The organism is Ruegeria sp. L12 (genome assembly GCF_056531745.1).
Window position 1 is genome coordinate 468,660 of the sequence record NZ_JBQFMH010000002.1, and the last position, 21,497, is coordinate 490,156.

Below are 21,497 nucleotides of genomic sequence, written 5' to 3' on the forward strand. Positions count from 1 at the left end.
TTGTGTCCGGGCTGTTTCAGTGAAAAAAGGCCGCACCCCGGCCAACGGGGATGGGACAACAACGCCGAAAACGGCGGCTAGGGGAAAAGATGATCGTCGTCGATGACGTGCACAAGCATTTCGGCGGGTTTCATGCGGTGGATGGGGCATCGCTGGAAATCCAAAAGGGCTCGATCACCGGTCTGATCGGACCGAACGGTGCCGGAAAAACCACTCTGTTCAATGTGATTGCGGGCGTTCTGCCCCCAACCAGCGGCAAGGTCCATATGGATGGTGAGGATATCACCGGCCTGCCGCCGCATGAGCTGTTTCACAAGGGCCTTCTGCGGACTTTCCAGATCGCGCACGAGTTTTCCTCGATGTCCTGCCGCGAGAACCTGATGATGGTGCCCGGCGCGCAATCGGGTGAATCGCTGTGGAACACATGGTTCGGACGCAAGCGCATCGCGGATGAAGAGCGTGCGCTGAGGGCGAAGTCCGATGAGGTGCTGGAGTTTCTGACCATCGAACATCTGGCCGATCACAAGGCCGGTCAGGTCTCGGGCGGTCAGAAAAAGCTGTTGGAACTGGGCCGTACCATGATGGTCGACGCCAAGATCGTGTTTCTGGACGAGGTCGGCGCCGGTGTGAACCGCACCCTGCTGATGACCATCGCCGACACCATCCTGCGCCTGAACAAGGAACGCGGCTATACTTTTGTCGTCATCGAGCACGACATGGATTTCATCGGCAAGATCTGCGACCCGGTCATCTGTATGGCCGAGGGAAAAGTTCTGGCCGAAGGCACGCTGGACGAAATCAAGGCCAATGAGCACGTGATCGAGGCTTATCTGGGCACCGGCCTTAAGAACAAAGACAAGCTGGAGGCGGGCGCATGAGCGACAACCCCTACCAGGACGATAAGGGCAACAGGGACGCCTCAATCACCAACACGCATGGTGTCGGCACAATGACCCCCGCTCATCGCAAAAGCGGCGAGACGCATAAGGTCGAGGGCGGCCCCTTCCTGATCGGCGACACGATGACTGGTGGTTATGGCAAGGGTCCAGACATCCTGCACGATTGCACCATCGCCGTCGACAAAGGTGAGATTGCAGTGATCGTTGGTCCCAACGGTGCAGGTAAATCCACCGCGATGAAGGCTGTGTTCGGGATGCTGGATGTCCGCTCTGGCGCGGTGCGGCTGGATGGCGAGGACATCACCTCGCTTACCCCGCAGGATCGCGTGATGCGTGGGATGGGTTTTGTGCCCCAGACCTCGAATATCTTCACCTCAATGACGGTGGAAGAGAACCTTGAGATGGGCGCATTCATCCGCCGCGACGATTTCTCGGACACGATGGAGCAGGTCTATGACCTCTTCCCCATACTCCGCGACAAGCGCAATCAGGCGGCCGGAGAGCTGTCGGGCGGCCAACGCCAACAGGTCGCCGTGGGCCGTGCGTTGATGACACAACCCAAGGTTTTGATGCTGGACGAACCCACTGCCGGGGTCTCGCCCATCGTGATGGATGAGCTGTTCGACCGGATTATCGAGGTTTCCCGCACAGGGCTGCCGATCCTGATGGTCGAACAGAACGCCCGTCAGGCGCTGGAGATTGCGGATAAGGGGTATGTGCTGGTTCAGGGGCGGAACGCCTATACCGGCACAGGCAAGGAGCTGCTGGCCGATCCCGAAGTGCGTAAGAGTTTCCTGGGAGGCTGAAGTTGCAACCGCATTACACCGCGATCCCGATTGCCGCGCGCATCCCAATGCCGCAGTCAGGGAAAGCGGTTGCGACCTGCGCCTGAACACCTACAACCGCCCCTTCAAACTCACTCCGCCGGATTGCTGCAATAGCCGGAGTCCAGCGTCGCGTGAGGGCCCTTGATCGACATGTCATAATGCAGGCTGTCGAATTTCACCACAAAGGTCACCACGTCCTGATCCATGATATACAGGAAGGTCAAAGAGTTCAGGCCGGGAATGATCTGAGCCTCACCCTTGATATCCTCGGAAACGATAAAACCTTTGTCGGTCACGCCGGATCTCGCTAGGGTTACCGAACCACCAGTTTTGTCCGACTCACAATTCACGACAAAATCCGCCCCTTTCAGGGGATCGTCCGTTGCAGCCAGGCCGAGTGTGGGCAGAATCAATCCTAAGACGATCAGAGCAAAGTGTTTCATATTCGGTGTTACCTTCTCGTTCCCCGACCCGATCCAGATACTGTCGTACCTAACTCGAGTCCCTTTGGAGTGTTTTGATGATAGCCATACAACCTGTGGTCACGTGATGAACTCAACTTAAAAACGGCTTTTTTCTATCAAAGCCTTACGTCAGGAAATTCACCTGTTCTTGAGACCTGGTGAGGACATGTGCACTCGTTTTGAGAGCTCCGAGAAAGATACCTGAAAATATCTGGCGAGCCTTGTCCGGTTATTTCTGAATATCTTTTTTTAGCGGCTCCAATTTGGCCACAATTCGTTTTTAAAGGCCAGCCTCAGACGAGATGAGATTACCTATAGTTGCAATCCCTGCGTCTGCGCGAACATCATCACCTCCTCAGGAGATTTGAAAATGAGATACACGACTGCACTTGCTGCGGGTCTTTTCCCTGTTTCAGCACTTGCCGTTTCGAACCCGGAACCCGGCACCCTGATCAAATATGACTGTCAGGTTACTGACATCTGCAAAACTGGCGGTTGCAGCCCGATGGCAACTTCCTATGCCGTTTCGATGGAACGGGTCGAAGGAGAATCAAATGGTGTCCTGGTCAATCCCGAGGGACGCCACGAGGTGCTGACCTACCATACTTTGAACGGTCAGGAATTCCTGTTTATTTCAAGCTCCGCTTCCCGGGGCTACACGATCGAAGCTGAAACCGGAAAACTTGAAATCCGTGAGACCGGCGGCAATGCCCGTCAGGAGCGCGGAGAATGCACCATTACGCAGTAATTACAATGCGTTGCAACCGTCAATAAAAGCAGTTCAGTTTATTCAGGGTGACAACAAAACGGGCAACCTTCGAGAAGGACCCGTTTTTTGGCGCCCCGGCAGACAACGTACCTGAATGCAAAGGAGGATCGCACGTTATAAAAACGTACGACCTGACGTTCAAATCCCCCTTGAAATGTTGAAATCCCGATACTGCACATGCCATAAAGCCGCACCCGGACAGTGAGAAGAATTCATGGATTTACTGAACGCGTTGGTCGCCTTGGCCAACTTTGTTATCGTGCCAGCGGTCGCCTATGGCAGTCAGCTGGCGCTGGGGGCGCTTGGCGTAACCCTGATCTACGGCATCCTGCGGTTTTCGAACTTTGCCCATGGCGACACCATGGCTTTTGGCGCGATGATCGCAGTGCTGGTCACATGGGGCCTGCAGGCCGCCGGGGTCAGTTTCGGGCCGTTGCCGACCGCCCTGCTTGCCCTGCCCTTTGCCATTCTGGGCTGTATCATTCTGGTGCTGGTCACCGACAAGCTGGTGTACAGGTTCTATCGCGAGCAAAAGGCCAAACCGGTCATTCTGGTGATCGTATCGATGGGCGTAATGTTCATCATGAACGGGCTGGTGCGCTTCATTATCGGGCCGGATGATCAGCGGTTCTCGGACGGCGCACGGTTTCTGATCAAGGCGCGCGACTTCAAGGCCTGGACGGGGCTGAACGAAGGACTGGCGATCAAGACCTCGCAGGCCATCACGGTCGTGGTTGCGGTGCTTGCCGTGGCCGCCTTGTTCTGGTTCCTCAACAAGACCCGCACCGGCAAGTCGATGCGCGCCTACTCAGACAATGAGGATCTGGCGCTGTTGTCGGGCATCAACCCCGAGCGTGTGGTCATGATCACATGGATCATCGTCGCCGCGCTGGCGACCACCGCAGGTGTTCTCTACGGCCTCGACAAGAGCTTCAAGCCTTTCGTTTATTTCCAGCTTCTGCTGCCGATCTTTGCATCGGCTATTGTGGGCGGCCTCGGAAACCCTCTGGGCGCCATCGCAGGTGGTTTCATCATCGCGTTTTCCGAGGTGACCATCACCTATGCGTGGAAAAAGGTGCTGACTTATCTGGTTCCGGAAATTCTGGAGCCATCCGGATTGGTCCAGTTCCTGTCCACCGATTACAAATTCGCCGTCAGCTTCGCCATCCTGCTGATCGTACTGCTGTTTAAGCCCACCGGCTTGTTCAAGGGAAAAGTGATATGAGCGAGCCCGTCAAAAACACCCTACTCTTTGTAGTCGTTGGTGCGCTGATCCTGCTGACCGGATTTACGCAAAGCTGGAACGCAGCGATCCTGATCCTGAACATGGGCCTGATCTCGGCCATCATGTCCATCGGGGTGAACCTGCAATGGGGATTTGCGGGCCTCTTCAATGTCGGCGTCATGGGCTTTGTCGCGCTGGGCGGGCTGGCGGTTGTGCTGGTCTCGACCCCTCCGACGCCGGGTGCATGGTCTGGTGGTGGATATGGTGTCATCCTTGCACTGTTGCTGGGCGCGGCGACCGTGGTTGCCGCAGTGATGGTTGCGCAGAAAATGCCCAAGGGGCGCATGCAGACGCTGGCCATCATAGGCATCCTCGTGGTTGGATTCTTTGTTTATCGTGCGATCTTTGATCCAAATGTCGCGGCGATTGAGGCGATCAACCCTGCGGTTGCAGGCAATATCGGTGGCCTTAACCTGCCCGTTCTGCTGGCCTGGCCTGCCGGAGGTTTGTTGGCCGCCGGTGCCGCCTGGTTGATCGGCAAGACCGCGCTGGGCCTGCGCTCGGACTATCTGGCGATTGCCACGCTGGGGATTGCCGAAATCATCATCGCGATCATGAAGAATGAGGACTGGCTGGCTCGTGGGGTGAAGAATGTCTACGGCATCCCGCGCCCCTCACCCGTGGTTGGGTATGAGGTCGAATTGCAGCAGGACCCCTCTTTCCTTGCGCGCGCCGAGTGGTTCGGGATTGACCCGGTTACCGCGTCGACGCTGTCGGTCAAGCTGGGCTATTCGCTGCTGTTCCTGATCGTGCTTCTGGTGCTGCTTTGGATGGCTCAGATGGCGCTCAAAAGCCCGTGGGGCCGCATGATGCGCGCCATTCGTGACAACGAAGTTGCCGCCGAGGCGATGGGTAAAGATGTCACCCGCCGCCATCTGCAAATCTTCGTTCTGGGCTCGGCCATCTGCGGTATCGCGGGCGCAATGATGACCACGCTGGACGGGCAGCTGACGCCGGGCACGTATAATCCGCTGCGTTTCACGTTTCTTGTCTGGGTGATGGTGATCGTGGGCGGATCGGGCAACAACTTTGGAGCCGTACTGGGCGCGTTCCTGATCTGGTTCCTGTGGGTGCAGGTCGAACCCATCGGTCTGTGGCTGATGAACCTGATCACCGCCGGAATGCCCGACGGAAGCGCGCTCAAGTCGCATTTGATAGACAGCGCAGCCCATATGCGCTTGTTTACCATGGGCCTGATATTGCTGATTGTTCTCAGGTTCAGTCCAAGAGGCCTGATCCCCGAGAAATAGCCCCGGATCAGACAAAATTTACCGAACCGCGCCCATTGAGTGGCGCGGTTTATTGATTGTTAAATCTTTATTTTGTAGATGCGACCATCACCACCCACTGAAATATCAGGCACCTAACAAATCCGGTCGGAATTGCACGGCATACGGCCAATCCGATTTTAACTATTGAAAACAAGGTTGAGGCTAAATGAACAGAACACTCAAATCCGCCATCGTCATGATCCCGCTTGCAGCAATGCTGACCGCCTGTATCCCGTCGCCAGAAGATCTGGAAACCACCCCGGTTCAGGTACAGACATCCAAAGGCGTCGTAACCTGTCAACTTTATCGTCATGACCGCGTGACCTGGGACCGTGCGATTAACTTCCCGGCAACCAAGATGTCGGTATCCGAGGCTGACAATTACTGCCGTCAGGAAGGCCAGCGGCGCCTGAAAGGCTAAGAGATGTCGGCGCCCCAATCCGAGGGGCGCCAGTGCCATCCTTCAGCGATTGCGGAACAACCCGCCCAGAATGCCACGTACAATGCGGCGGCCGGTTGTTCCCTTCAATTCCTTGATCACGGCTTCGCTCATCGCTGTGGCAAAGGTATCTTTCTTGCGTGAGACGCGCGACGAGGATCGCCCGACGCGGCTGCCGGAATAACGGCGGGCCGAAGCGTATTCACGTTCCATTGGACTTTGCTGATCCAGAATCTCGTCCGACTCGGCCTCGGCTGCTGCCTGCGCCGCGGTGTTGGCCCGCGCCTGCAAGATTTCAAACGCCGATTTCCGGTCGACCCGCGTGTCATATTTCGCCTGCATCGCCGAGGCATCCATTACCGCCTTGCGTTGCGCCATTGTAATTGGTCCAAGCTGAGACCCCGGTGGTCGGATCAGGGTGCGCTCGACCATCCCCGGAACGCCCTTTTTCTGCAGCATTGAGGTCACCGCTTCACCCACGCCAACCTCACGAATGGCGGTTTCAGTGTCGAATGCCGGGTTTTCGCGATAGGTCTCGGCCGCCAGACGCAGGTTTTTGCGGTCCCTTGCGGTAAAGGCACGCAGGGCGTGCTGCACCCGGTTGCCCAGTTGTCCCAGAATATCCTCGGGAATATCCGCCGGGTTCTGTGTGATGAAATAAACCCCAACCCCTTTCGAGCGGATCAGGCGCGCAACCTGTTCGACCTTGTCGACCAGCACTTTGGGTGCGTCTTCGAACAGCAAATGCGCCTCATCAAAGAAAAAGACCAGCTTGGGTTTGTCCGGGTCGCCGACCTCGGGCAGTTCCTCGAAAAGCTCGCTCAGAAGCCAAAGAAGAAAAGTCGCATACAGGCGCGGGGCACCCATCAGTTTGTCCGATGCAAGGATGTTCACCATCCCCTGTCCGTTCTCATCCGTGCGCATCAGATCCGAAAGTTCAAGCGCCGGTTCGCCAAACAGGTTCGTTCCGCCCTGATTCTCTAGCACCAGCAGCCGCCGCTGAATCGCTCCGATCGATGCGGTCGAGACATTGCCGTAGCGCAAGGACAACTGCGCTCGGTTTTCTCCGATCCAGACAAGCAGTGCCTGCAGATCCTTGAGATCCAGCAGGGGCATCCCTTCTTCGTCCGCCACGCGGAAGGCGATGTTCAGGATACCCTCCTGCGCCTCGCTGAGTTCCAGCAGCCGCGACAGCAGCAGCGGGCCCATCTCGGTGACGGTGGTGCGCACAGGATGGCCCTGTTCACCGAAGAGATCCCAGAAGGTGACTGGACACGCGCCATATGAAAATGCGTCGAACCCGATCCGGGCTGCACGATCCATGAACGCCTGATGCAGCTTGTGCTCGGCGCTGCCCGGCAGTGCGAGGCCGGACAGGTCACCTTTGACGTCGGCCAGAAAGACGGGGACGCCCGCCTTCGAAAACCCTTCGGCCAGGATTTGTAGCGTAACGGTTTTGCCGGTACCGGTCGCGCCGGCGATCAGCCCATGGCGGTTGGCGTATTTCAGCGAAAGCCCCTGTGCCTGGCCGTACCCCTCGCCCGCGCCGCCAATAAAGATTTCATTGTCCATTAAGTAACTGTCCCGAATTCTACGATCTGACCCAAGCATACAAAGTTAACTTTTGGCTGCGAGAGTGAATCTCGCTTCATTGCGGTTCTGCTGCGATGCGGCAATTTCCTCCCTGTTGACTGGCCGTGCCTTCGGGCACGGCATTTTTTCAGAATACGGCAGATTTCGCCCTTAAATAGGTTAAATTCTTTGGGTTAGCAGTTGACCCACGGGTTCCCCTTTCGTAACGTCTGCGCATAACTAAGTCGGCCAGTCCGACGGGGAGAAAATTCTATGAAGGGGGCCGCTCCACCGGCTCCCTTCTTATTTGCCCAATACTCGATTTTCCGAACCAACTTCGGCGAAAAAACGTACAAATACCGCCTTGTTCATCGGTTTGACACTGACACCGCAAACGGGTGGTGTTAGACCGGACAAAAAGCTGGATCAGCAAGATGAGGCATTCATGATCAGGAAACTTCTCCCGCTTAACCTTGTAGCCGCAGCACTGTTGTGTGGCACGGCCTATGCGCAGGATACAACAGAAGCCCCCGAAGCGGAGGCCGAGGTTGGAAGCGATCTGGATTTGGGTCAATCCGGCCCCCGGATCGGCGAGCAATATGTCAAAGAACAAACCGGCGACTGGAACATTTCCTGCATCAAGACCGAAGGTAATGACGATCCCTGTGCCATGGTGCAAATTCTCAACAACCAGCAAGGCGATCCGATTGCCGAAGTGTCGATCGGGAAACTGCCCGAAGGCGGCGCGGCCGTGGCATGGGCGAATGTGGTTGTTCCCCTTGAGACCTTGCTGCAGGCACAGTTGGCTGTTTCAATCGATGGTGCGCCGCGCAAGCTTTACAACTATCACCATTGCGTTCCGGTCGGCTGCGTCGCGCAGCTTGGGCTGACCCAAGGCGATATCGATGCAATGAAAGCCGGCTCGAAAGCGGTTCTGTCGCTGGTCCCCGCCCGCCTGCCCGATCAGGTATTGAATATGGACATGTCCCTGAGCGGCTTTACCTCAGCCTTTGACGGGCTGAACGTATCGATCAGATAAACCCCTGACCAAAATCCAAACAAAGCCGCCGTTTCAAACCGGCGGCTTTCTTATATCCGCTTCAGCGCAAGAACGGCGTTCAGACCGCCAAAGGCAAATGCGTTGCTGAGTGCGACATCGACCTTCGCCTCGCGCGCTTCGTTGGGGACAACATCCAGCGCGCATTCCGGGTCGGGCTCTTCATAACCGATTGTCGGGGCAATCACGCCATCGCGCAACGCCATGATACAGGCCAGCAGCTCGACCGCGCCGGTGCCACCGATCAGATGACCGTGCATTGATTTGGTCGACGATATCATCAGGTCATCCGCATGTGGCCCAAACACATCCGCAACCGCCGCGCATTCCGTCTTGTCATTGGCCGCCGTACCGGTGCCGTGCGCGTTGATATAGGACACGTCGCTTGCATTCAGGCGCGCATCCCTCAGGGCACCGGCCATCGCGCGCGAGGCGCCCTGTTTGCTCGGCATCACGATATCAGCCGCATCCGAGGACATGGCAAAGCCCACAACCTCACACAGGATATCGGCCCCGCGTGCGCGTGCGTGTTCATATTCCTCGAACACAAATATTCCGGCACCTTCGCCCTGCACCATACCATTGCGATTGGCGCTGAAGGGACGGCAGGCGTCCTTGGACATGACCCGCAACCCTTCCCATGCCTTGACCCCGCCAAAGCACAGCATGGATTCTGATCCGCCGGTCACCATCGCTGGGGCTGCGCCACTGCGGACCAACTGAAACGCCTGCGCCATCGCATGGTTCGACGATGCGCATGCGGTCGATACCGTAAAGCTGGGGCCTTTGAGGTTATGCTCCATCGAGACATGACTGGCCGCCGCATTGTTCATCAGTTTCGGCACTACGAACGGATGCACCCGGTTCTTGCCGTCCTCGTAAACCGAACGGTAGTTATCATCCCAGGTCGAAACTCCGCCACCTGCAGTGCCCAGAACCACACCGGACCGCGCCGCCGTGTCACCGGAAAACACGATACCGGATTGGTCGATCGCTTCTTTCGCTGCGGTCAGAGTGAACTGCGTGAAGCGGTCATAAAGGCTCATCTGTTGCCGATTGAATCGGCCTTCGGCCTCAAAGCCGCGCACCTGCCCACCGATCCTGATCGAAAGGCGGTCGACATCGCGGAATTCCAGTTGAGAAATACCGCACCGGCCTTCGCGCATCGCTTCCAGAGTATCGGGCACCGAATGACCCAGCGAGTTGATGGTGCCCGCACCCGTAATGACTACGCGTTTCATAATCCGGCGTCAGACCTTTTCCGCGACAAGCTTTTCAATGCCCGCAATGATTGCAGCGACATCGGTGATGTCGAAATCGCTTGCGGTCGGCTCATTGGCGTTGAAGGGCACCGAGATGTCGAATTCTTCTTCGATGGCAAAGATGCTCTCGACCAGACCAAGGCTGTCGATGCCCAGATCTTCGAGCGTGCTGTCGGGCGTCACATCCGAAGGCTCCAGCACTGCCTGTTCGGCAATGATTGCAATGACGCGGTCGCTGATGCTCATATCGGTTCCCTGATTTTCGCGTTGGGGATGATTTAATCGCTCGACGGCTGTTTGAAAACAGCCTTTTTCAACGCCTCGACGTCACGAGCCATGCGCGGAAGTCGGCGTTGCGCTTTGTAAATCTCGGTGTGGCTTTCCATCTTGATCCCCGGATAGCCCATGATGACCCGCCCGGCAGGTACGTTCGACAGGATCTTGGTGCCGCCACCGGAAATCACGCCATCACCGATGAAGATATTGTCGACAACACCTGTCTGGCCGCCCAGCACGACGTTATTGCCAATCTCGACGGACCCGGACACGCCGGTCTGACCGCATAGCAGACAATCCTGACCGACGCGCGTGTTGTGACCCACATGCACGAGATTATCCAGCTTGGAGCCGCTGCCAATCACCGTGTTGCGGATGGTCCCGTTGTCGACGGTACAGTTCGAACCGATCTCGACATCATCGCCAATCTCAACCGCGCCCAGAGAATGGATTCGCATCCAGCTTTGCGCCTTGGCATCCCCTTGGTCACCCAGTGTTTTTCGGGCATTTTCGGCCCCTGAAACCTCGGGCGTGACATAGCTGAAGCCGTCGCCACCGATCCTTGCCCCCGGCTGGGCGATGAACCGATCACCGATCTGCGCCCGCGCCCCGATGCTTACCATTTCGCGCAGCAGGGCATTCTCACCCAGCACCGCGTCGATACCGACCACGCAATGTGCCCCGATGACAGATCCCGCCCCGATCTGAGCGCGCGCACCGATGACGGCCAGCGGGCCGACCGAGACATTCGCGCCAATCTCGGCTGTCGGATCGATCACGGCAGAGGGGTGAATTCCGGATGCAATTCCCTGCCCCCGATCCAGCATCGAGGTGATCCCGGCCATCGCCATCCGCGGACGCTGAACGAATATGGCTGCCTCAAGGCCCAGGGACTGCCAATCGGCACCATCCCAAAGCACGGCGGCGCGGGCAGAGCCATTTTCCAAAGCCTCAGCATATTTCGGAGACATCGCCATCGCCAGATCGGTTGGCCCGGCATCCCCTGGCTCGGCGGCGCGCAGGATGGTCAGGCCGGTCTGACCGGCGGCCTCGGCCCCAATGGCTTTGGCGATTTGCTCAACGGTGAACTGCATGTCGGGCTTCCTTTTGGCAGGACTTGCCCCCGTGATTACCCCTGAACGTCCGGCAGGGCCACCCCTGCCTTTTGCAACGCTTCCCAAATCTTGGCGTCACGGTTGTAGACATCGCGGCGGTACTGAACGTCCCCCTTCGGGCCGATATAGGCGGTGCGATAGATCAAATGCACCGGCACTTTCTTTTCCAGTTTCACCGTCGTTTCCTTGCCCGTGTTCAAAACGCGATGGAAAAACGCCTTGGGGTTCTCTTCCTGCCGGGCCAGCAGCGCATAAGCAAACTCGAACGGTTGTGCCAGCCGGATACAGCCATGCGAGAACGCTCGCACCTCGCGCGCGAACAGAGATTTCTGTGGCGTATCATGTAGATAGATGTTGTACTTGTTAGGGAACATGAACTTCACCAGCCCCAAAGCGTTGTTCTGACTGGGGGGTTGGCGCATCGAAAACGGGAAGTTCCGCGCGGTGAACTGAGTGAAATCCACGGCACCGCGATTGACCTGTCGCCCGCTGCGATCCGTAATCTGGATATGCCCGACCGCATTCGGATTGGATTGCAGTTTCGGCAGATATTCCTTGGTGATGATCGAGCGCGGGACATACCAGCTGGGGTTGATCACCATATGCTCCATCTCATCCGAGAATTCAGGGCTGCGGCGATCGTTCGTGTTCTTACCGATCACGGCGCGGGTCTCGAACGTAACTTGCCCGTCATCCACGATCTTGGCCGAGAAATCCGTCTGATTCACAAGGATATGGCGCTGACCACGATCCTCAGGCAGCCAGCGCTCGCGTTCCATTGCGACAAGGACAGCGCGCAGACGGTCCGATGCCGGACGATTGACCTCGGTGATCGTCCCGTTTCCTGCGACACCATCAGGCTCCAACCCATGCGCCGTCTGAAACGCCCTTACGGCTGCAATCAGTGCATCGTCATAAGCCGGGCTGGCCGTTGGTTTCATATATCCCATTGCAACCAGCCGGTTGCGAAGCTTGATCACATTCGGGCCGGTATCGCCACGCTCGAGCTTGGCAACCGGAACGGTCGCACCCCAGCCGCCCTGAGCGATCAGATCCTCCAGCACCCTCTTTTGCTTCATCAGCGCCCGATACTGCCGCGATTGCGGCATCAGCGCCTGGAAATATCCCGCGTCTTCGGACGATGTGAGGCGTTCAAGATGCGCAACGGTCGAGCGCCGCTCGACCTTTCGCACCAGCCCATCATCGACCTGTGATGGCGTAACCGTACCCGATTGCATATCGCGCGCATATTTCACGAACACACGGCTCAGTTCCGCCTCGACCAATCCCAGATCACGGGTGGTCCGGGCCTGCTGCATTTGCGTCAGCAGCGATTGCACGTCATAGCGCGCCGCTGGCAACCCATGCAGATCAGTTGTCGACAAGGCCTTGATCAGAGCCGCACGCCGCGCCTCATGCTCGGCTGTTTCGCCAACCCAGATCGGGTCGAAACCATTGCTGCGGTAATACTCGGCTATTGCCGGGGCCGAGGCCGTGTTGTCGGCAACCGCCATCTGAAAGGCCGTTCCATCCGTGCCAGCATGCGCCAAAGATGCGCCAGAGGCCAGCAGGGCAAACAGCAGAGAACGGGAACGAGAAACAAACGACATGGGATGACCTTGGTTATTCAATAACTTGACGCACACTGCTCGGGCGCGTCAGACGATAATGTTAAGCCGCTTGGCCAATGTCTATTCACAAATACATCACCAAGGCGCATCTTTTTGCCCGTGGTGCGTGTTTGCATCGGGCCTGACCTAAGCGCGTCAAATTAAAGCATACTTGCATCAGTTGCGCAAAAAACTGCCGAAAATTCCCCCTAGTTTTACCTGCGACCAAAGAATTCTTGGCTGTTGATTCCGGCTGTGCCATAAAATCCGCATCTGGGATGGGAAAAATTAACACCGCGCGCGTAACATCGTGCGCAGGCAGGAACAGTACGGGACGAAACAGAAAATGACCAAGAGCAGTGCATCGGGTTTGACCCGTCGTGCCCTATTGGGTGCATTCGCAGCAACGGCAGTCGTAGCAGCTCCGACCTATTCCAAGGCAGCAGGATTCCTTCGCGGCGGGGGCGATATTCGTCGCATCCGCATGTATTCGGGACGCACGGGCGAACGTCTCGATATGGTATATTGGGTCGATGGCAAATACATCAAGGACGCCGTCAAAGAAGTGAACTACTTCATGCGCGACTGGCGCAATGATCAGGTAAAACCCATGGACCTGCGCACCATCGACATCATGGCAGCCGCCCACAACATGCTGGACGTCAGCGAACCTTATATGCTGCTCTCTGGCTACCGCTCCCCCAAAACCAACGCCATGCTGCGCTCCAGATCGCGCGGGGTTGCCAAGAACTCGCTGCACATGAAAGGCCAGGCCGCCGATCTGCGCCTGTCGTCGCGCTCGGTTTCACAGATGGCCAAGGCTGCAATGTCCTGCCGTGCGGGCGGCGTCGGACAATACTATGGCTCGAACTTCGTCCACATGGATTGCGGCGTCATCCGTACCTGGCGCGGCTAATCGCTAAGAACTTCGTTCTGTTGAGTTAACCCCCTCAGCCCATGCTGTTGGGGTTTTGTTTTGCCTGATCATCTGTGTCAGACGGCGCATCAACACTGAGAAAATGGCGCACCTGAGAGGATTCGAACCTCTGGCCTCTGCCTTCGGAGGGCAGCGCTCTATCCAGCTGAGCTACAGGTGCCTTGGCCGTTAGCTACCCTCGTTCCGATCCGGGTGCAACTGCAAATACGACCGGATCAGGCAAACAGATCATGCGCCAATTCCAGCGCATCGATCAGAGTGTCGACCTCATCCGTGGTATTATAAAGACCAAAACTGGCGCGGCAGGTGGCGGTGACGCCCAGGTGGTCCATCAGCGGCCCGGCGCAATGGTGACCCGCACGCACGGCAACACCTTTTTTATCCAGAATGGTCGAAACGTCATGCGCGTGCCCTGCCCCGTCCAGCGTGAAGCTGAAGATCGCGGCCTTGTCGGCGGTGGTGCCCTGTACCTGCAGCCAGTTCAGCCCGGTCAGGCGTTGCATGGCATAGTCGCGCAGCCCTGCCTCATGCGCGGCAATGTTCTCCATACCCAGATCCATCATGTAATCCAGCGCCACGCCCAAACCGATGGTCTGGACGATACCGGGGGTTCCGGCCTCGAATTTCATGGGCGGATCGTTGTAGATCACCTGATCTTTGGAGACTTCCTTGATCATGTCTCCGCCGCCGATGAACGGGCGCATCTCGGTCATGCGGTCCGAGCTGATGTAAATCGCACCTGACCCGGATGGACCATAGAGTTTGTGGCCGGTGATCGCGTAAAAATCGCAGCCGATATCCTGCACATTGACCGGCATGTGAACCGCGCCCTGACTGCCGTCGACAAGAACCGGCACGCCCTTGGCGTGTGCGCCTTGCGTGATGGCTTTGACATCGACAACAGTCCCCAGCACGTTGGAGCAATGGGTCACCGCGACCAGTTTGGTTCTGGGCCCGATCGCGTCGATCACCGCTTGCGGGTCCAGATGACCCGCAGCATCCACATCCACCCATTTCAACACGACGCCCTGCCGTTCGCGCAGGAAATGCCAGGGCACGATATTGGCGTGATGCTCCATCACACTCAGGACGATTTCGTCTCCGGCCTGCAGATGCGGCATGGCCCAGCCATAGGCGACCAGATTGATCCCCTCGGTCGTGCCGGAGTTCAATACGATCTCATTCTCGTCCACAACGCCCAGAAACCGCGCGACTGTGCCCCGTACGGATTCGTATTTTTCGGTTGCAAGGTTGGACAAGTAATGCAGGCCGCGATGCACATTCGAATATTCATGAGCATAGGCCTGTGTGACCGCATCGATCACCATCCGAGGTTTCTGCGCCGATGCGCCATTATCCAGATAGGTCAGCGGCTTGCCGTTCACCTGTCGTGACAAGATCGGAAAGTCAGCGCGGATTTTCTGCACGTCATACATGAACAGGAATTCCCTATACAGACCCGCCAGGGGTCAACCAAAGAACGAAGGGGACGGCCAGAACGCCTGCGATGAGCATCACCAGAAAGGATTTGCCAAGCGAGTCGAAGCGGTGCACTTCGTTCAGGAAATGCAGGGTGATGTAGAGGCTGAGACCCAGCATCACCAGGCTGGCCGGGAGGAACAGGAAGGGGGCGAAAGACGCGACCACAAGAATAACCGCCTGACCAGCGATCTGCAGTATTTGCAGCCAGATCACCAGAGTCGCCACCTCATTGATCTCGCCCGCTCCACCCAGCATGCGGCCGACCAACTGAAAGGCCACCACGCTGATCACGATGGCTGCGGCGGATACCAACAAGGTGCGCGACATTGGCACAGCCAGTTGCTGCATGTCAGCCGAAATCAGCGGCAAGATGATAGTCGATGCAGAGTGCACCAGCGCATTCAGAATCACCGCCAGAAAAAAAGCCAGCCACAGCACGTCGTTACCAAGCTTCATCGACAACAGACGTCGTGCGGCCTCAGCCGGGTTCGACAGGGTCAGAACGACCATTCTCATCAATAAGGCAGAGCTCATTCAGGCGCCCTTTGCGTTTGTCTCAGCCCCGAGAACCAGAACCAGACGAAAATCGCAACCCAGAACAAACCGACCAGCGACTGTGTGGGGCCCGGACCGATGAAGCCGGCCACCAGACCGTTCAGCAATACCAAGGGGGCCGACGCCAAAAGTGCCCAGAACAAGGCCAGACGAGCGCCATAACTGGTGCCTTTGCCGCCAAAGCCCCGTGCGACGAGATGGGTTACCCATGCCAGCAGGTAAAAGAGTAGCGGCAGAATGAAAACAGAGCCCAGCAAGGCACCGCCCATCAGCATGTTCAGCTCTGCCCCTTCCAGATGGGCCTTTCGGGCAAGTCCCGGAAGTTGCGCGATAAAGCCGATCACGCAAAAGGCCATTACGAAGGCCAATGCACGGTCTTCACGTGGCCCCATATCCAACAGACGACGTACAACGCGCCCCGGTCCGCGATATGTGGCCACGATATCGGTTGTGACCGGCATCAGCTTCGGCGCGCCAACCAGCTTTCGAGACGTTCGACGATGACTTCGGCCAGTGCTTTGTCCTCGATCTCCTCCACGGCTTCCGCAAGGAAGGCCAGCGTCAGCATATCAGTCGCGTCCTTGACCGGAACGCCACGAGATCGCAGATAGAACAGCGCCGTTTCATCAATCGCGCCTGATGTTGAGCCGTGTGAACAGGCAACGTCATCGGCATAGATCTCAAGCTCGGGCTTGGCGAGAAACTGGCTGTCGTCATCCAGCAGCAGAGACTGGCTGATCTGATAACCATCCGTCTTCTGCGCGCCTTCTTTTACCAGGATCTTGCCTTGGAACACGCCCGTCGCGCCGTTGCGCAGAACCTTTTTGAACACCTGACGGCTTTCGCAGTTCACCGCGTCATGGGTGATGAAAACCGTATCGTCATGATGGAAATCACCGTCGCCGACACAGGCGCCCGCCACATGCGCCACAGCGTCGTCTCCGGTCAGTTCGATAACCTGCTCATTGCGGGTCAGAACACCGTTCACCGTCAGAGTGAACGATTTATAAACCGACTCGTGCCCCATGCGCGTGAACATATGAGTCGCTGCGCGGCGCTGATGATCACGGCCTTGCGCACGCACATGATGCAACGTGCCGCCATCGGCGATATCGATCTCCATGCATTTGTTGAAACGCGACGCTGCGGGGCCGTTTTCAAGAATCGTCACCTCAGCCCCGCTTTCGACTCGCACGATGTGGTGCAGGATCGCATCCGAGGTCTCGGATTCATGGCGATAGATCAGGCTGATCGGTTTCGATGGCTTTCCGGTGACGTGAATGGCCACACCGTCCGAGGCGAACGCGGTATTCAATGCCGCCAACGGCCGCTGAACCGGGTGTTGGCCTTTCGCTTCGAGAACGCCGTACAACTCTTTGGCCCAATGGATATCTTTGCAGCAGATATCCTCGAGACGGTCGATTTTCACCCCTTCCAACGAAAGGTCATCAGACTCATCCGGGCTGAACACACCGTCAATGAACACTATCTTGAGGCGATCAAATTCATTGAACATCAGTGGTTCATCATGATGAAATACTGCGGCGGTCGGGGCATCGGCCGTGGTCAGCGAATCCGGGCGGGTGTATTTCCAATACTCATCCCGACGACCGGGCAGACCCATTTCGCGTACACGTGCCAGTGCAGCCTCGCGCGCCTTGCGGGTGCATCCGGCGTCTGGCATCGACATCGAGACCAGCCGTTCCTCGGTTGCTGTCTGTTTTGCTTGGGGCAAAGCCATCAGTTCACCTCGGCCAGAATATCGGCATAACCGTTATGTTCCACTTCCAGCGCCAGCTCGGGGCCACCGGTTTTCACGATGCGGCCGTCTGCCATAATGTGCACGACATCGGGTTTGATGTGATCCAGCAGGCGCTGATAGTGCGTGATCACAAGGAAGCCGCGCCCCTCGTCACGCAGCGCATTCACACCTTCCGACACCAGCTTCATGGCATCGACATCCAGACCTGAATCGGTCTCGTCCAGGATGCACATCTTGGGTTCAAGCATCGCCATCTGCAGGATTTCGTTGCGTTTTTTCTCGCCGCCCGAGAAACCCACATTGACCGGGCGCTTCAGCATGTCCGCATCGATCTTCAGGGTCTTGGCCTTGGCACGCACTTCTTTCAGGAAGTCCGTAGCCGACAGTTCCTCCTGTCCGCGTGCCTTGCGTTGCGCGTTCACGGCAGTGCGCAGGAAGGTCATGTTGCCGACGCCCGGGATCTCGACCGGGTATTGGAATGCCAGAAACACACCCGCAGCCGCCCGCTCTTCCGGCTCCATCTCGAGCAGATCTTCGCCAGCCAGCGTGGCCGAGCCTTCGGTCACCTCATAGCCATCGCGCCCGGACAGAACATAGCTGAGCGTCGACTTGCCCGAGCCGTTTGGCCCCATGATCGCATGCACCTTGCCGGCCTCGACCGTCAGATCGACGCCTTTGAGGATTTGCTTGTCTTCTTCCTCAAGCTTTACGTGCAGGTTTTTAATTTCCAGCATTTTCTTTTTCCATCTCTGTTTCGATTGCGGGGAAGCTCTCCAGCAGGCTTGCCCGGCTTGTGTCTATTCCATCCTGATATTCAAGCTTTGCCGCAGTCTCTTTGGCTGCGTGTTTTGCAATATCAGCCAATTCAAGGGGTCGGGGCATTGCGCGCTCAATCCCAGCTGCATAGTCATAAAACTTGAGAGTTCCCGATCGGTGGATTTTATTGTTCAAAAACCAATGATTAGATACACCATAGCTATCAGCTACTACCAGTCCATGCAGACTGGACGAGTAGATCTTGGCGCAAGTTGAAATTTCAGCGCAGACGACATGAGCAGGCCGTCGGGTATCAATCAGTCGAATTTTGGGATCAGAATCGACAAGCGACTTGATATCAGGATCGTCAACTTCTGTGTGATGAGGCACGAGGCCGATCACGTCTTCTTGCGCCCGGTCCCTGACGAAGGTCTGGCTGGCAAGAAGCCCCGGATCACCGAACGCAACATCCGAAAGGTCCAGGAATGACGCTGTAATCGGGCCGCGAACAACTTTCACCGGTTCAACGGCGTTCAGGAAGTCGGGCCTCAGCGGCCCCATACAACCGGTACCCCAGACAAATGGCTTCACATCCGAACCACGCTTGAGTGCGCCGCGCCGCACCATCGTCATGATCGAACCTACGGCAAATAGGTCAGCCTTAACAGGGCGCGCCCAACTCACGGGTCTGTCAGCTGCGTACGAAACCACGGCACGCGCAAGATCATCACCGAAATTCATCGCGCCTTTCCACCAGAACAATCTGATGGGCAACTTCTGTGGCGAGTCCGCAATCGCTTTCATCTCAACTCAACGCTCCACCATTGCGCAGGCATGACGATCACAACAGGTCTGCAGCTGTGCGCGCTTCCCGCTCAATTTGCGGCAGGTCGGCGACGTCGTATTTCGGAGATGATCAGATGCCGCGCAGCAAACGAAGGTTGTCCGGGTGCAAGCGCTCAGTTGAACTCGATCGCAATGTGGAACAGTTGAATACTGTTCGGCACCGTTATTTGCTTTACGAAATCCACCCATTCCGGGCCGTAAACCACTTCGAACGCGTCGGGATAGGCCCACACTGCGTTGTGAAACGTGAAGGTGGTCAAAATCATCGCGAACGCGCTTGCTGACGCGAATTCCTTTTGATTGTTCTTCAACAAAAACGAGATCATGAAGACGACGCCACCAGCCAGCGCCAAGCCGATGAAATCCTGCCCGCCGCCCCCCGACTCGCCCGGAAGCCCGGCCAGTTGCAATTGCAGATAGCGAGACAGAAAGAACGCCCCGATCCCCAGAGCAAAAGCTCCGACGAATGCCAGCGGATAGGAGAGTCGGGTCCAGACCGTATCGGGCCGTCGCTTTGGTGCCTGTTTTTTGGTTTCCAGTGCCCGCGCATTGATACGTTCGACGCGATCCTGAAAACTCGAAGCCTGCTCTTTGCTCATGGGCGCACTTATAAATTACACAATCGAAATCCTCCTGCTTGCTTAGCAAGGAGATTTTCGAAGGGCAATTCACAATCTCCGGGCGAGCAGCACCCCAGGCCACCAAAGGCCCATCGCTGCTGCGCCCAGTGCGCAATGCGTCACCGATTATGATCGAACAGGTCTGCATTTTGCCTCAGCCGACCGAGCCTTCCAGTGAAATTGCCACCAATTGCTGCGCCTCCATGGCGAACTCCATCGGCAGCGCCTGCAACACGTCCTTGCAGAACCCGTTGACGACCAGCGCCACCGCTTCTTCTTCGTCCATGCCGCGCTGGCGGCAATAGAACAGCTGATCGTCATCCACCTTGGATGTCGTCGCTTCGTGTTCCACGCGGGATGAGTTATTCTTGACCTCGATATACGGAACCGTATGCGCGCCGCATTTGTCGCCGATCAACAGGCTGTCACACTGGGTATAGTTGCGGCTGTCCTTGGCCTTGGGGTGCATCGAGACCAGACCGCGATATGTGTTCTGCGCCTTGCCCGCGCTGATACCTTTCGACACGATGCGCGACTTGGTGTTCTTGCCCAGATGCACCATCTTGGTGCCGGTGTCAGCCTGCTGCATGTTGTTCGTGATCGCGATCGAGTAGAACTCACCCTGGCTGTCGTCACCGCGCAGGATGCAGGACGGGTATTTCCACGTCACGGCCGAACCGGTTTCGACCTGAGTCCACATCACCTTGGACCGGTCGCCTCGGCAATCGGCGCGTTTGGTCACGAAGTTATAAATGCCGCCTTTACCGTTCTCATCCCCGGGGAACCAGTTCTGAACGGTCGAATATTTCACCTCGGCATCTTCTTCGATGATGATCTCGACCACCGCCGCATGCAACTGCGCGGTATCGCGCTGCGGTGCGGTGCAGCCCTCCAGATAGGACACGTAAGACCCCTTGTCGGCGATGATCAGGGTGCGTTCGAACTGACCGGTGTTTTCCGCGTTAATGCGGAAATACGTGCTCAGTTCCATCGGGCAGCGCACGCCCGGCGGGATGTAGACAAACGAGCCGTCCGAGAACACGGCCGAATTCAGCGTGGCATAGAAGTTGTCTGATACCGGAACCACAGAGCCCAGATATTTCTTGACCAGTTCGGGATGCTCTCTGATCGCCTCAGAGATTGAGCAGAAAATGACGCCCGCCTTTTTCAGTTCGGCCTGAAAGGTCGTGCCAACCGAAACCGAGTCAAACACCGCGTCGACCGCAACCTTGCGGCCCTCGGCAGGAGCGTCCTCAGCACCTTCGACGCCTGCCAGGATCATTTGTTCTTTCAGAGGAATACCCAGCTTTTCATAGGTGGCCAGCAGCTTGGGATCGACCTCGTCCAGCGACTTGGGCTTCTCTTCCATCGATTTCGGGCGCGCATAATAATACTGGTCCTGAAAATCGATCTTGGGATAGCTGACCATGGCCCAGTTCGGCTCTTCCATCTGGGTCCAGCGCTCGAACGCAGCCAGACGCCATTCGGTCATCCATTCAGGCTCTTCATTCTTTTCCGAGATCAGACGAACGATGTCCGGATTCACGCCCTTCGGCGCGTATTCCATCTCGATGTCGGTTTCCCAACCGTATTTGTAGGTGCTGACCTCGCGTACCGCATCAACGGTTTCCTGATCGACACCCTCTTTTACCTGGGTCTGGTCCAAAGCGGCCATCTGACACCCTCCGTCTGA

22 protein-coding genes and 1 tRNA gene are annotated in these 21,497 nt (G+C 57.1%); 8 read left to right on the forward strand and 15 right to left on the reverse strand.

Going from position 1 to position 21,497, the window contains the following annotated elements; genetic code table 11:
- Positions 1-89: 89 nt before the first annotated feature.
- Both ACR0K9_RS05295 and ACR0K9_RS05300 read left to right on the forward strand, forming a co-directional pair.
- Entirely contained in the window at positions 90-878 is a 789-nt protein-coding gene (locus ACR0K9_RS05295) for an ABC transporter ATP-binding protein (RefSeq protein ID WP_480821347.1), read from the forward strand.
- Complete coding sequence (locus ACR0K9_RS05300; protein WP_480821348.1) at positions 875-1,705, forward strand: ABC transporter ATP-binding protein; 831 nt, start codon at positions 875-877, stop codon at positions 1,703-1,705. Before ACR0K9_RS05295 ends, ACR0K9_RS05300 begins: the two co-directional genes overlap by 4 nt.
- Before the next feature lie 110 nt (positions 1,706-1,815).
- On the opposite strand, the gene ACR0K9_RS05305 is transcribed toward ACR0K9_RS05300, so the two are convergent.
- Positions 1,816-2,169, reverse strand: a complete 354-nt coding sequence (locus ACR0K9_RS05305) for a hypothetical protein (protein WP_480821349.1) — start codon at positions 2,167-2,169, stop codon at positions 1,816-1,818.
- Between the two features lie 391 nt (positions 2,170-2,560).
- Here ACR0K9_RS05305 and ACR0K9_RS05310 point away from each other — a divergent pair, with 391 nt between their 5' ends.
- From ACR0K9_RS05310 to ACR0K9_RS05325, 4 genes are all read left to right on the forward strand, one after another.
- Positions 2,561-2,938: a hypothetical protein gene (locus ACR0K9_RS05310; protein ID WP_480821350.1), complete on the forward strand. Its 378-nt coding sequence runs from the start codon at positions 2,561-2,563 to the stop codon at positions 2,936-2,938.
- A 235-nt stretch (positions 2,939-3,173) separates the two neighbouring features.
- Positions 3,174-4,184 carry a branched-chain amino acid ABC transporter permease gene (locus ACR0K9_RS05315; protein ID WP_480821351.1) on the forward strand — a complete coding sequence of 337 codons (1,011 nt, stop codon included), beginning with the start codon at positions 3,174-3,176 and terminating at the stop codon, positions 4,182-4,184.
- Positions 4,181-5,494, forward strand: coding sequence for a branched-chain amino acid ABC transporter permease (locus ACR0K9_RS05320; RefSeq protein ID WP_480536316.1), 1,314 nt, complete (start codon positions 4,181-4,183; stop codon positions 5,492-5,494). Before ACR0K9_RS05315 ends, ACR0K9_RS05320 begins: the two co-directional genes overlap by 4 nt.
- 187 nt (positions 5,495-5,681) lie before the next feature.
- Positions 5,682-5,936 carry a hypothetical protein gene (locus tag ACR0K9_RS05325; protein ID WP_480821353.1) on the forward strand — a complete coding sequence of 85 codons (255 nt, stop codon included), beginning with the start codon at positions 5,682-5,684 and terminating at the stop codon, positions 5,934-5,936.
- Between the two features lie 42 nt (positions 5,937-5,978).
- Here the strand turns inward: ACR0K9_RS05325 and ACR0K9_RS05330 are convergent, their stop codons facing one another.
- Positions 5,979-7,526, reverse strand: a complete 1,548-nt coding sequence (locus tag ACR0K9_RS05330; RefSeq protein WP_480821355.1) for a helicase HerA-like domain-containing protein — start codon at positions 7,524-7,526, stop codon at positions 5,979-5,981.
- 445 nt (positions 7,527-7,971) lie between these two features.
- Here ACR0K9_RS05330 and ACR0K9_RS05335 point away from each other — a divergent pair, with 445 nt between their 5' ends.
- A complete protein-coding gene (locus tag ACR0K9_RS05335) occupies positions 7,972-8,565 on the forward strand; it encodes an invasion associated locus B family protein (protein ID WP_480821357.1) in 594 nt (197 codons plus the stop codon).
- A gap of 50 nt (positions 8,566-8,615) precedes the next feature.
- On the opposite strand, the gene ACR0K9_RS05340 is transcribed toward ACR0K9_RS05335, so the two are convergent.
- The 4 genes from ACR0K9_RS05340 to ACR0K9_RS05355 are packed head-to-tail and all read right to left on the reverse strand — an operon-like array spanning position 8,616 to position 12,846.
- A complete protein-coding gene (locus tag ACR0K9_RS05340; RefSeq protein ID WP_480536310.1) occupies positions 8,616-9,824 on the reverse strand; it encodes a beta-ketoacyl-[acyl-carrier-protein] synthase family protein in 1,209 nt (402 codons plus the stop codon).
- A 9-nt stretch (positions 9,825-9,833) separates the two neighbouring features.
- Positions 9,834-10,091: an acyl carrier protein gene (locus ACR0K9_RS05345; protein WP_480536308.1), complete on the reverse strand. Its 258-nt coding sequence runs from the start codon at positions 10,089-10,091 to the stop codon at positions 9,834-9,836.
- Between the two features lie 32 nt (positions 10,092-10,123).
- Positions 10,124-11,215 carry a UDP-3-O-(3-hydroxymyristoyl)glucosamine N-acyltransferase gene (gene lpxD / locus ACR0K9_RS05350; protein WP_480821359.1) on the reverse strand — a complete coding sequence of 364 codons (1,092 nt, stop codon included), beginning with the start codon at positions 11,213-11,215 and terminating at the stop codon, positions 10,124-10,126.
- A 35-nt stretch (positions 11,216-11,250) separates the two neighbouring features.
- Positions 11,251-12,846 carry a L,D-transpeptidase family protein gene (locus ACR0K9_RS05355; RefSeq protein WP_480821361.1) on the reverse strand — a complete coding sequence of 532 codons (1,596 nt, stop codon included), beginning with the start codon at positions 12,844-12,846 and terminating at the stop codon, positions 11,251-11,253.
- 346 nt (positions 12,847-13,192) lie between these two features.
- On the opposite strand from ACR0K9_RS05355, the gene mepK reads away from it, so the two are divergent.
- The gene (mepK, locus tag ACR0K9_RS05360; RefSeq protein ID WP_480536304.1) at positions 13,193-13,762 is read left to right on the forward strand and encodes a peptidoglycan L,D-endopeptidase MepK; all 570 of its coding nucleotides are present in this window, start codon (positions 13,193-13,195) and stop codon (positions 13,760-13,762) included.
- A gap of 104 nt (positions 13,763-13,866) precedes the next feature.
- On the opposite strand, the gene ACR0K9_RS05365 is transcribed toward mepK, so the two are convergent.
- From ACR0K9_RS05365 to sufB, 9 genes are all read right to left on the reverse strand, one after another.
- A tRNA-Arg gene (locus tag ACR0K9_RS05365) sits at positions 13,867-13,943 on the reverse strand.
- 55 nt (positions 13,944-13,998) lie between these two features.
- Positions 13,999-15,219: a cysteine desulfurase gene (locus ACR0K9_RS05370; RefSeq protein ID WP_480821363.1), complete on the reverse strand. Its 1,221-nt coding sequence runs from the start codon at positions 15,217-15,219 to the stop codon at positions 13,999-14,001.
- Between the two features lie 13 nt (positions 15,220-15,232).
- On the reverse strand, positions 15,233-15,799 hold the full coding sequence (locus tag ACR0K9_RS05375) for a Yip1 family protein (protein WP_480821365.1): 567 nt from the start codon (positions 15,797-15,799) through the stop codon (positions 15,233-15,235).
- Complete coding sequence (locus ACR0K9_RS05380) at positions 15,796-16,281, reverse strand: YIP1 family protein (RefSeq protein ID WP_480536566.1); 486 nt, start codon at positions 16,279-16,281, stop codon at positions 15,796-15,798. Before ACR0K9_RS05380 ends, ACR0K9_RS05375 begins: the two co-directional genes overlap by 4 nt.
- Positions 16,281-17,561 carry a SufB/SufD family protein gene (locus tag ACR0K9_RS05385; protein WP_480821367.1) on the reverse strand — a complete coding sequence of 427 codons (1,281 nt, stop codon included), beginning with the start codon at positions 17,559-17,561 and terminating at the stop codon, positions 16,281-16,283. The genes ACR0K9_RS05380 and ACR0K9_RS05385 overlap by 1 nt, the downstream gene beginning before the upstream one ends.
- Complete coding sequence (sufC, locus tag ACR0K9_RS05390) at positions 17,561-18,316, reverse strand: Fe-S cluster assembly ATPase SufC (protein ID WP_480536564.1); 756 nt, start codon at positions 18,314-18,316, stop codon at positions 17,561-17,563. The genes ACR0K9_RS05385 and sufC overlap by 1 nt, the downstream gene beginning before the upstream one ends.
- Positions 18,303-19,142 carry a polysaccharide pyruvyl transferase family protein gene (locus tag ACR0K9_RS05395; RefSeq protein ID WP_480821369.1) on the reverse strand — a complete coding sequence of 280 codons (840 nt, stop codon included), beginning with the start codon at positions 19,140-19,142 and terminating at the stop codon, positions 18,303-18,305. Before ACR0K9_RS05395 ends, sufC begins: the two co-directional genes overlap by 14 nt.
- Positions 19,143-19,297: 155 nt before the next feature.
- Positions 19,298-19,783 (reverse strand): hypothetical protein, encoded by a 486-nt coding sequence (locus ACR0K9_RS05400; protein ID WP_480536562.1) that lies wholly within the window; start codon positions 19,781-19,783, stop codon positions 19,298-19,300.
- A 175-nt stretch (positions 19,784-19,958) separates the two neighbouring features.
- A complete protein-coding gene (gene sufB, locus ACR0K9_RS05405) occupies positions 19,959-21,479 on the reverse strand; it encodes a Fe-S cluster assembly protein SufB (protein ID WP_480536561.1) in 1,521 nt (506 codons plus the stop codon).
- Between the last annotated feature and the right edge of the window lie 18 nt (positions 21,480-21,497).

What these genes read in the sequence shown, in the direction of transcription:
- mepK (WP_480536304.1), top strand. Translation starts at nt 13,193, where the DNA reads ATGACCAAGAGCAGTGCATCGGGTTTGACCCGTCGTGCCCTATTGGGT.
- ACR0K9_RS05345 (WP_480536308.1), bottom strand. Translation starts at nt 10,091, where the DNA reads ATGAGCATCAGCGACCGCGTCATTGCAATCATTGCCGAACAGGCAGTG.
- ACR0K9_RS05300 (WP_480821348.1), top strand. Translation starts at nt 875, where the DNA reads ATGAGCGACAACCCCTACCAGGACGATAAGGGCAACAGGGACGCCTCA.
- ACR0K9_RS05310 (WP_480821350.1), top strand. Translation starts at nt 2,561, where the DNA reads ATGAGATACACGACTGCACTTGCTGCGGGTCTTTTCCCTGTTTCAGCA.
- ACR0K9_RS05370 (WP_480821363.1), bottom strand. Translation starts at nt 15,219, where the DNA reads ATGTATGACGTGCAGAAAATCCGCGCTGACTTTCCGATCTTGTCACGA.
- ACR0K9_RS05315 (WP_480821351.1), top strand. Translation starts at nt 3,174, where the DNA reads ATGGATTTACTGAACGCGTTGGTCGCCTTGGCCAACTTTGTTATCGTG.
- ACR0K9_RS05340 (WP_480536310.1), bottom strand. Translation starts at nt 9,824, where the DNA reads ATGAAACGCGTAGTCATTACGGGTGCGGGCACCATCAACTCGCTGGGT.
- sufC (WP_480536564.1), bottom strand. Translation starts at nt 18,316, where the DNA reads ATGCTGGAAATTAAAAACCTGCACGTAAAGCTTGAGGAAGAAGACAAG.
- ACR0K9_RS05380 (WP_480536566.1), bottom strand. Translation starts at nt 16,281, where the DNA reads ATGCCGGTCACAACCGATATCGTGGCCACATATCGCGGACCGGGGCGC.
- ACR0K9_RS05330 (WP_480821355.1), bottom strand. Translation starts at nt 7,526, where the DNA reads ATGGACAATGAAATCTTTATTGGCGGCGCGGGCGAGGGGTACGGCCAG.
- ACR0K9_RS05295 (WP_480821347.1), top strand. Translation starts at nt 90, where the DNA reads ATGATCGTCGTCGATGACGTGCACAAGCATTTCGGCGGGTTTCATGCG.
- ACR0K9_RS05325 (WP_480821353.1), top strand. Translation starts at nt 5,682, where the DNA reads ATGAACAGAACACTCAAATCCGCCATCGTCATGATCCCGCTTGCAGCA.
- ACR0K9_RS05355 (WP_480821361.1), bottom strand. Translation starts at nt 12,846, where the DNA reads ATGTCGTTTGTTTCTCGTTCCCGTTCTCTGCTGTTTGCCCTGCTGGCC.
- ACR0K9_RS05375 (WP_480821365.1), bottom strand. Translation starts at nt 15,799, where the DNA reads ATGAGCTCTGCCTTATTGATGAGAATGGTCGTTCTGACCCTGTCGAAC.
- ACR0K9_RS05335 (WP_480821357.1), top strand. Translation starts at nt 7,972, where the DNA reads ATGATCAGGAAACTTCTCCCGCTTAACCTTGTAGCCGCAGCACTGTTG.
- ACR0K9_RS05320 (WP_480536316.1), top strand. Translation starts at nt 4,181, where the DNA reads ATGAGCGAGCCCGTCAAAAACACCCTACTCTTTGTAGTCGTTGGTGCG.
- ACR0K9_RS05305 (WP_480821349.1), bottom strand. Translation starts at nt 2,169, where the DNA reads ATGAAACACTTTGCTCTGATCGTCTTAGGATTGATTCTGCCCACACTC.
- sufB (WP_480536561.1), bottom strand. Translation starts at nt 21,479, where the DNA reads ATGGCCGCTTTGGACCAGACCCAGGTAAAAGAGGGTGTCGATCAGGAA.
- ACR0K9_RS05385 (WP_480821367.1), bottom strand. Translation starts at nt 17,561, where the DNA reads ATGGCTTTGCCCCAAGCAAAACAGACAGCAACCGAGGAACGGCTGGTC.
- lpxD (WP_480821359.1), bottom strand. Translation starts at nt 11,215, where the DNA reads ATGCAGTTCACCGTTGAGCAAATCGCCAAAGCCATTGGGGCCGAGGCC.
- ACR0K9_RS05400 (WP_480536562.1), bottom strand. Translation starts at nt 19,783, where the DNA reads ATGAGCAAAGAGCAGGCTTCGAGTTTTCAGGATCGCGTCGAACGTATC.
- ACR0K9_RS05395 (WP_480821369.1), bottom strand. Translation starts at nt 19,142, where the DNA reads ATGAAAGCGATTGCGGACTCGCCACAGAAGTTGCCCATCAGATTGTTC.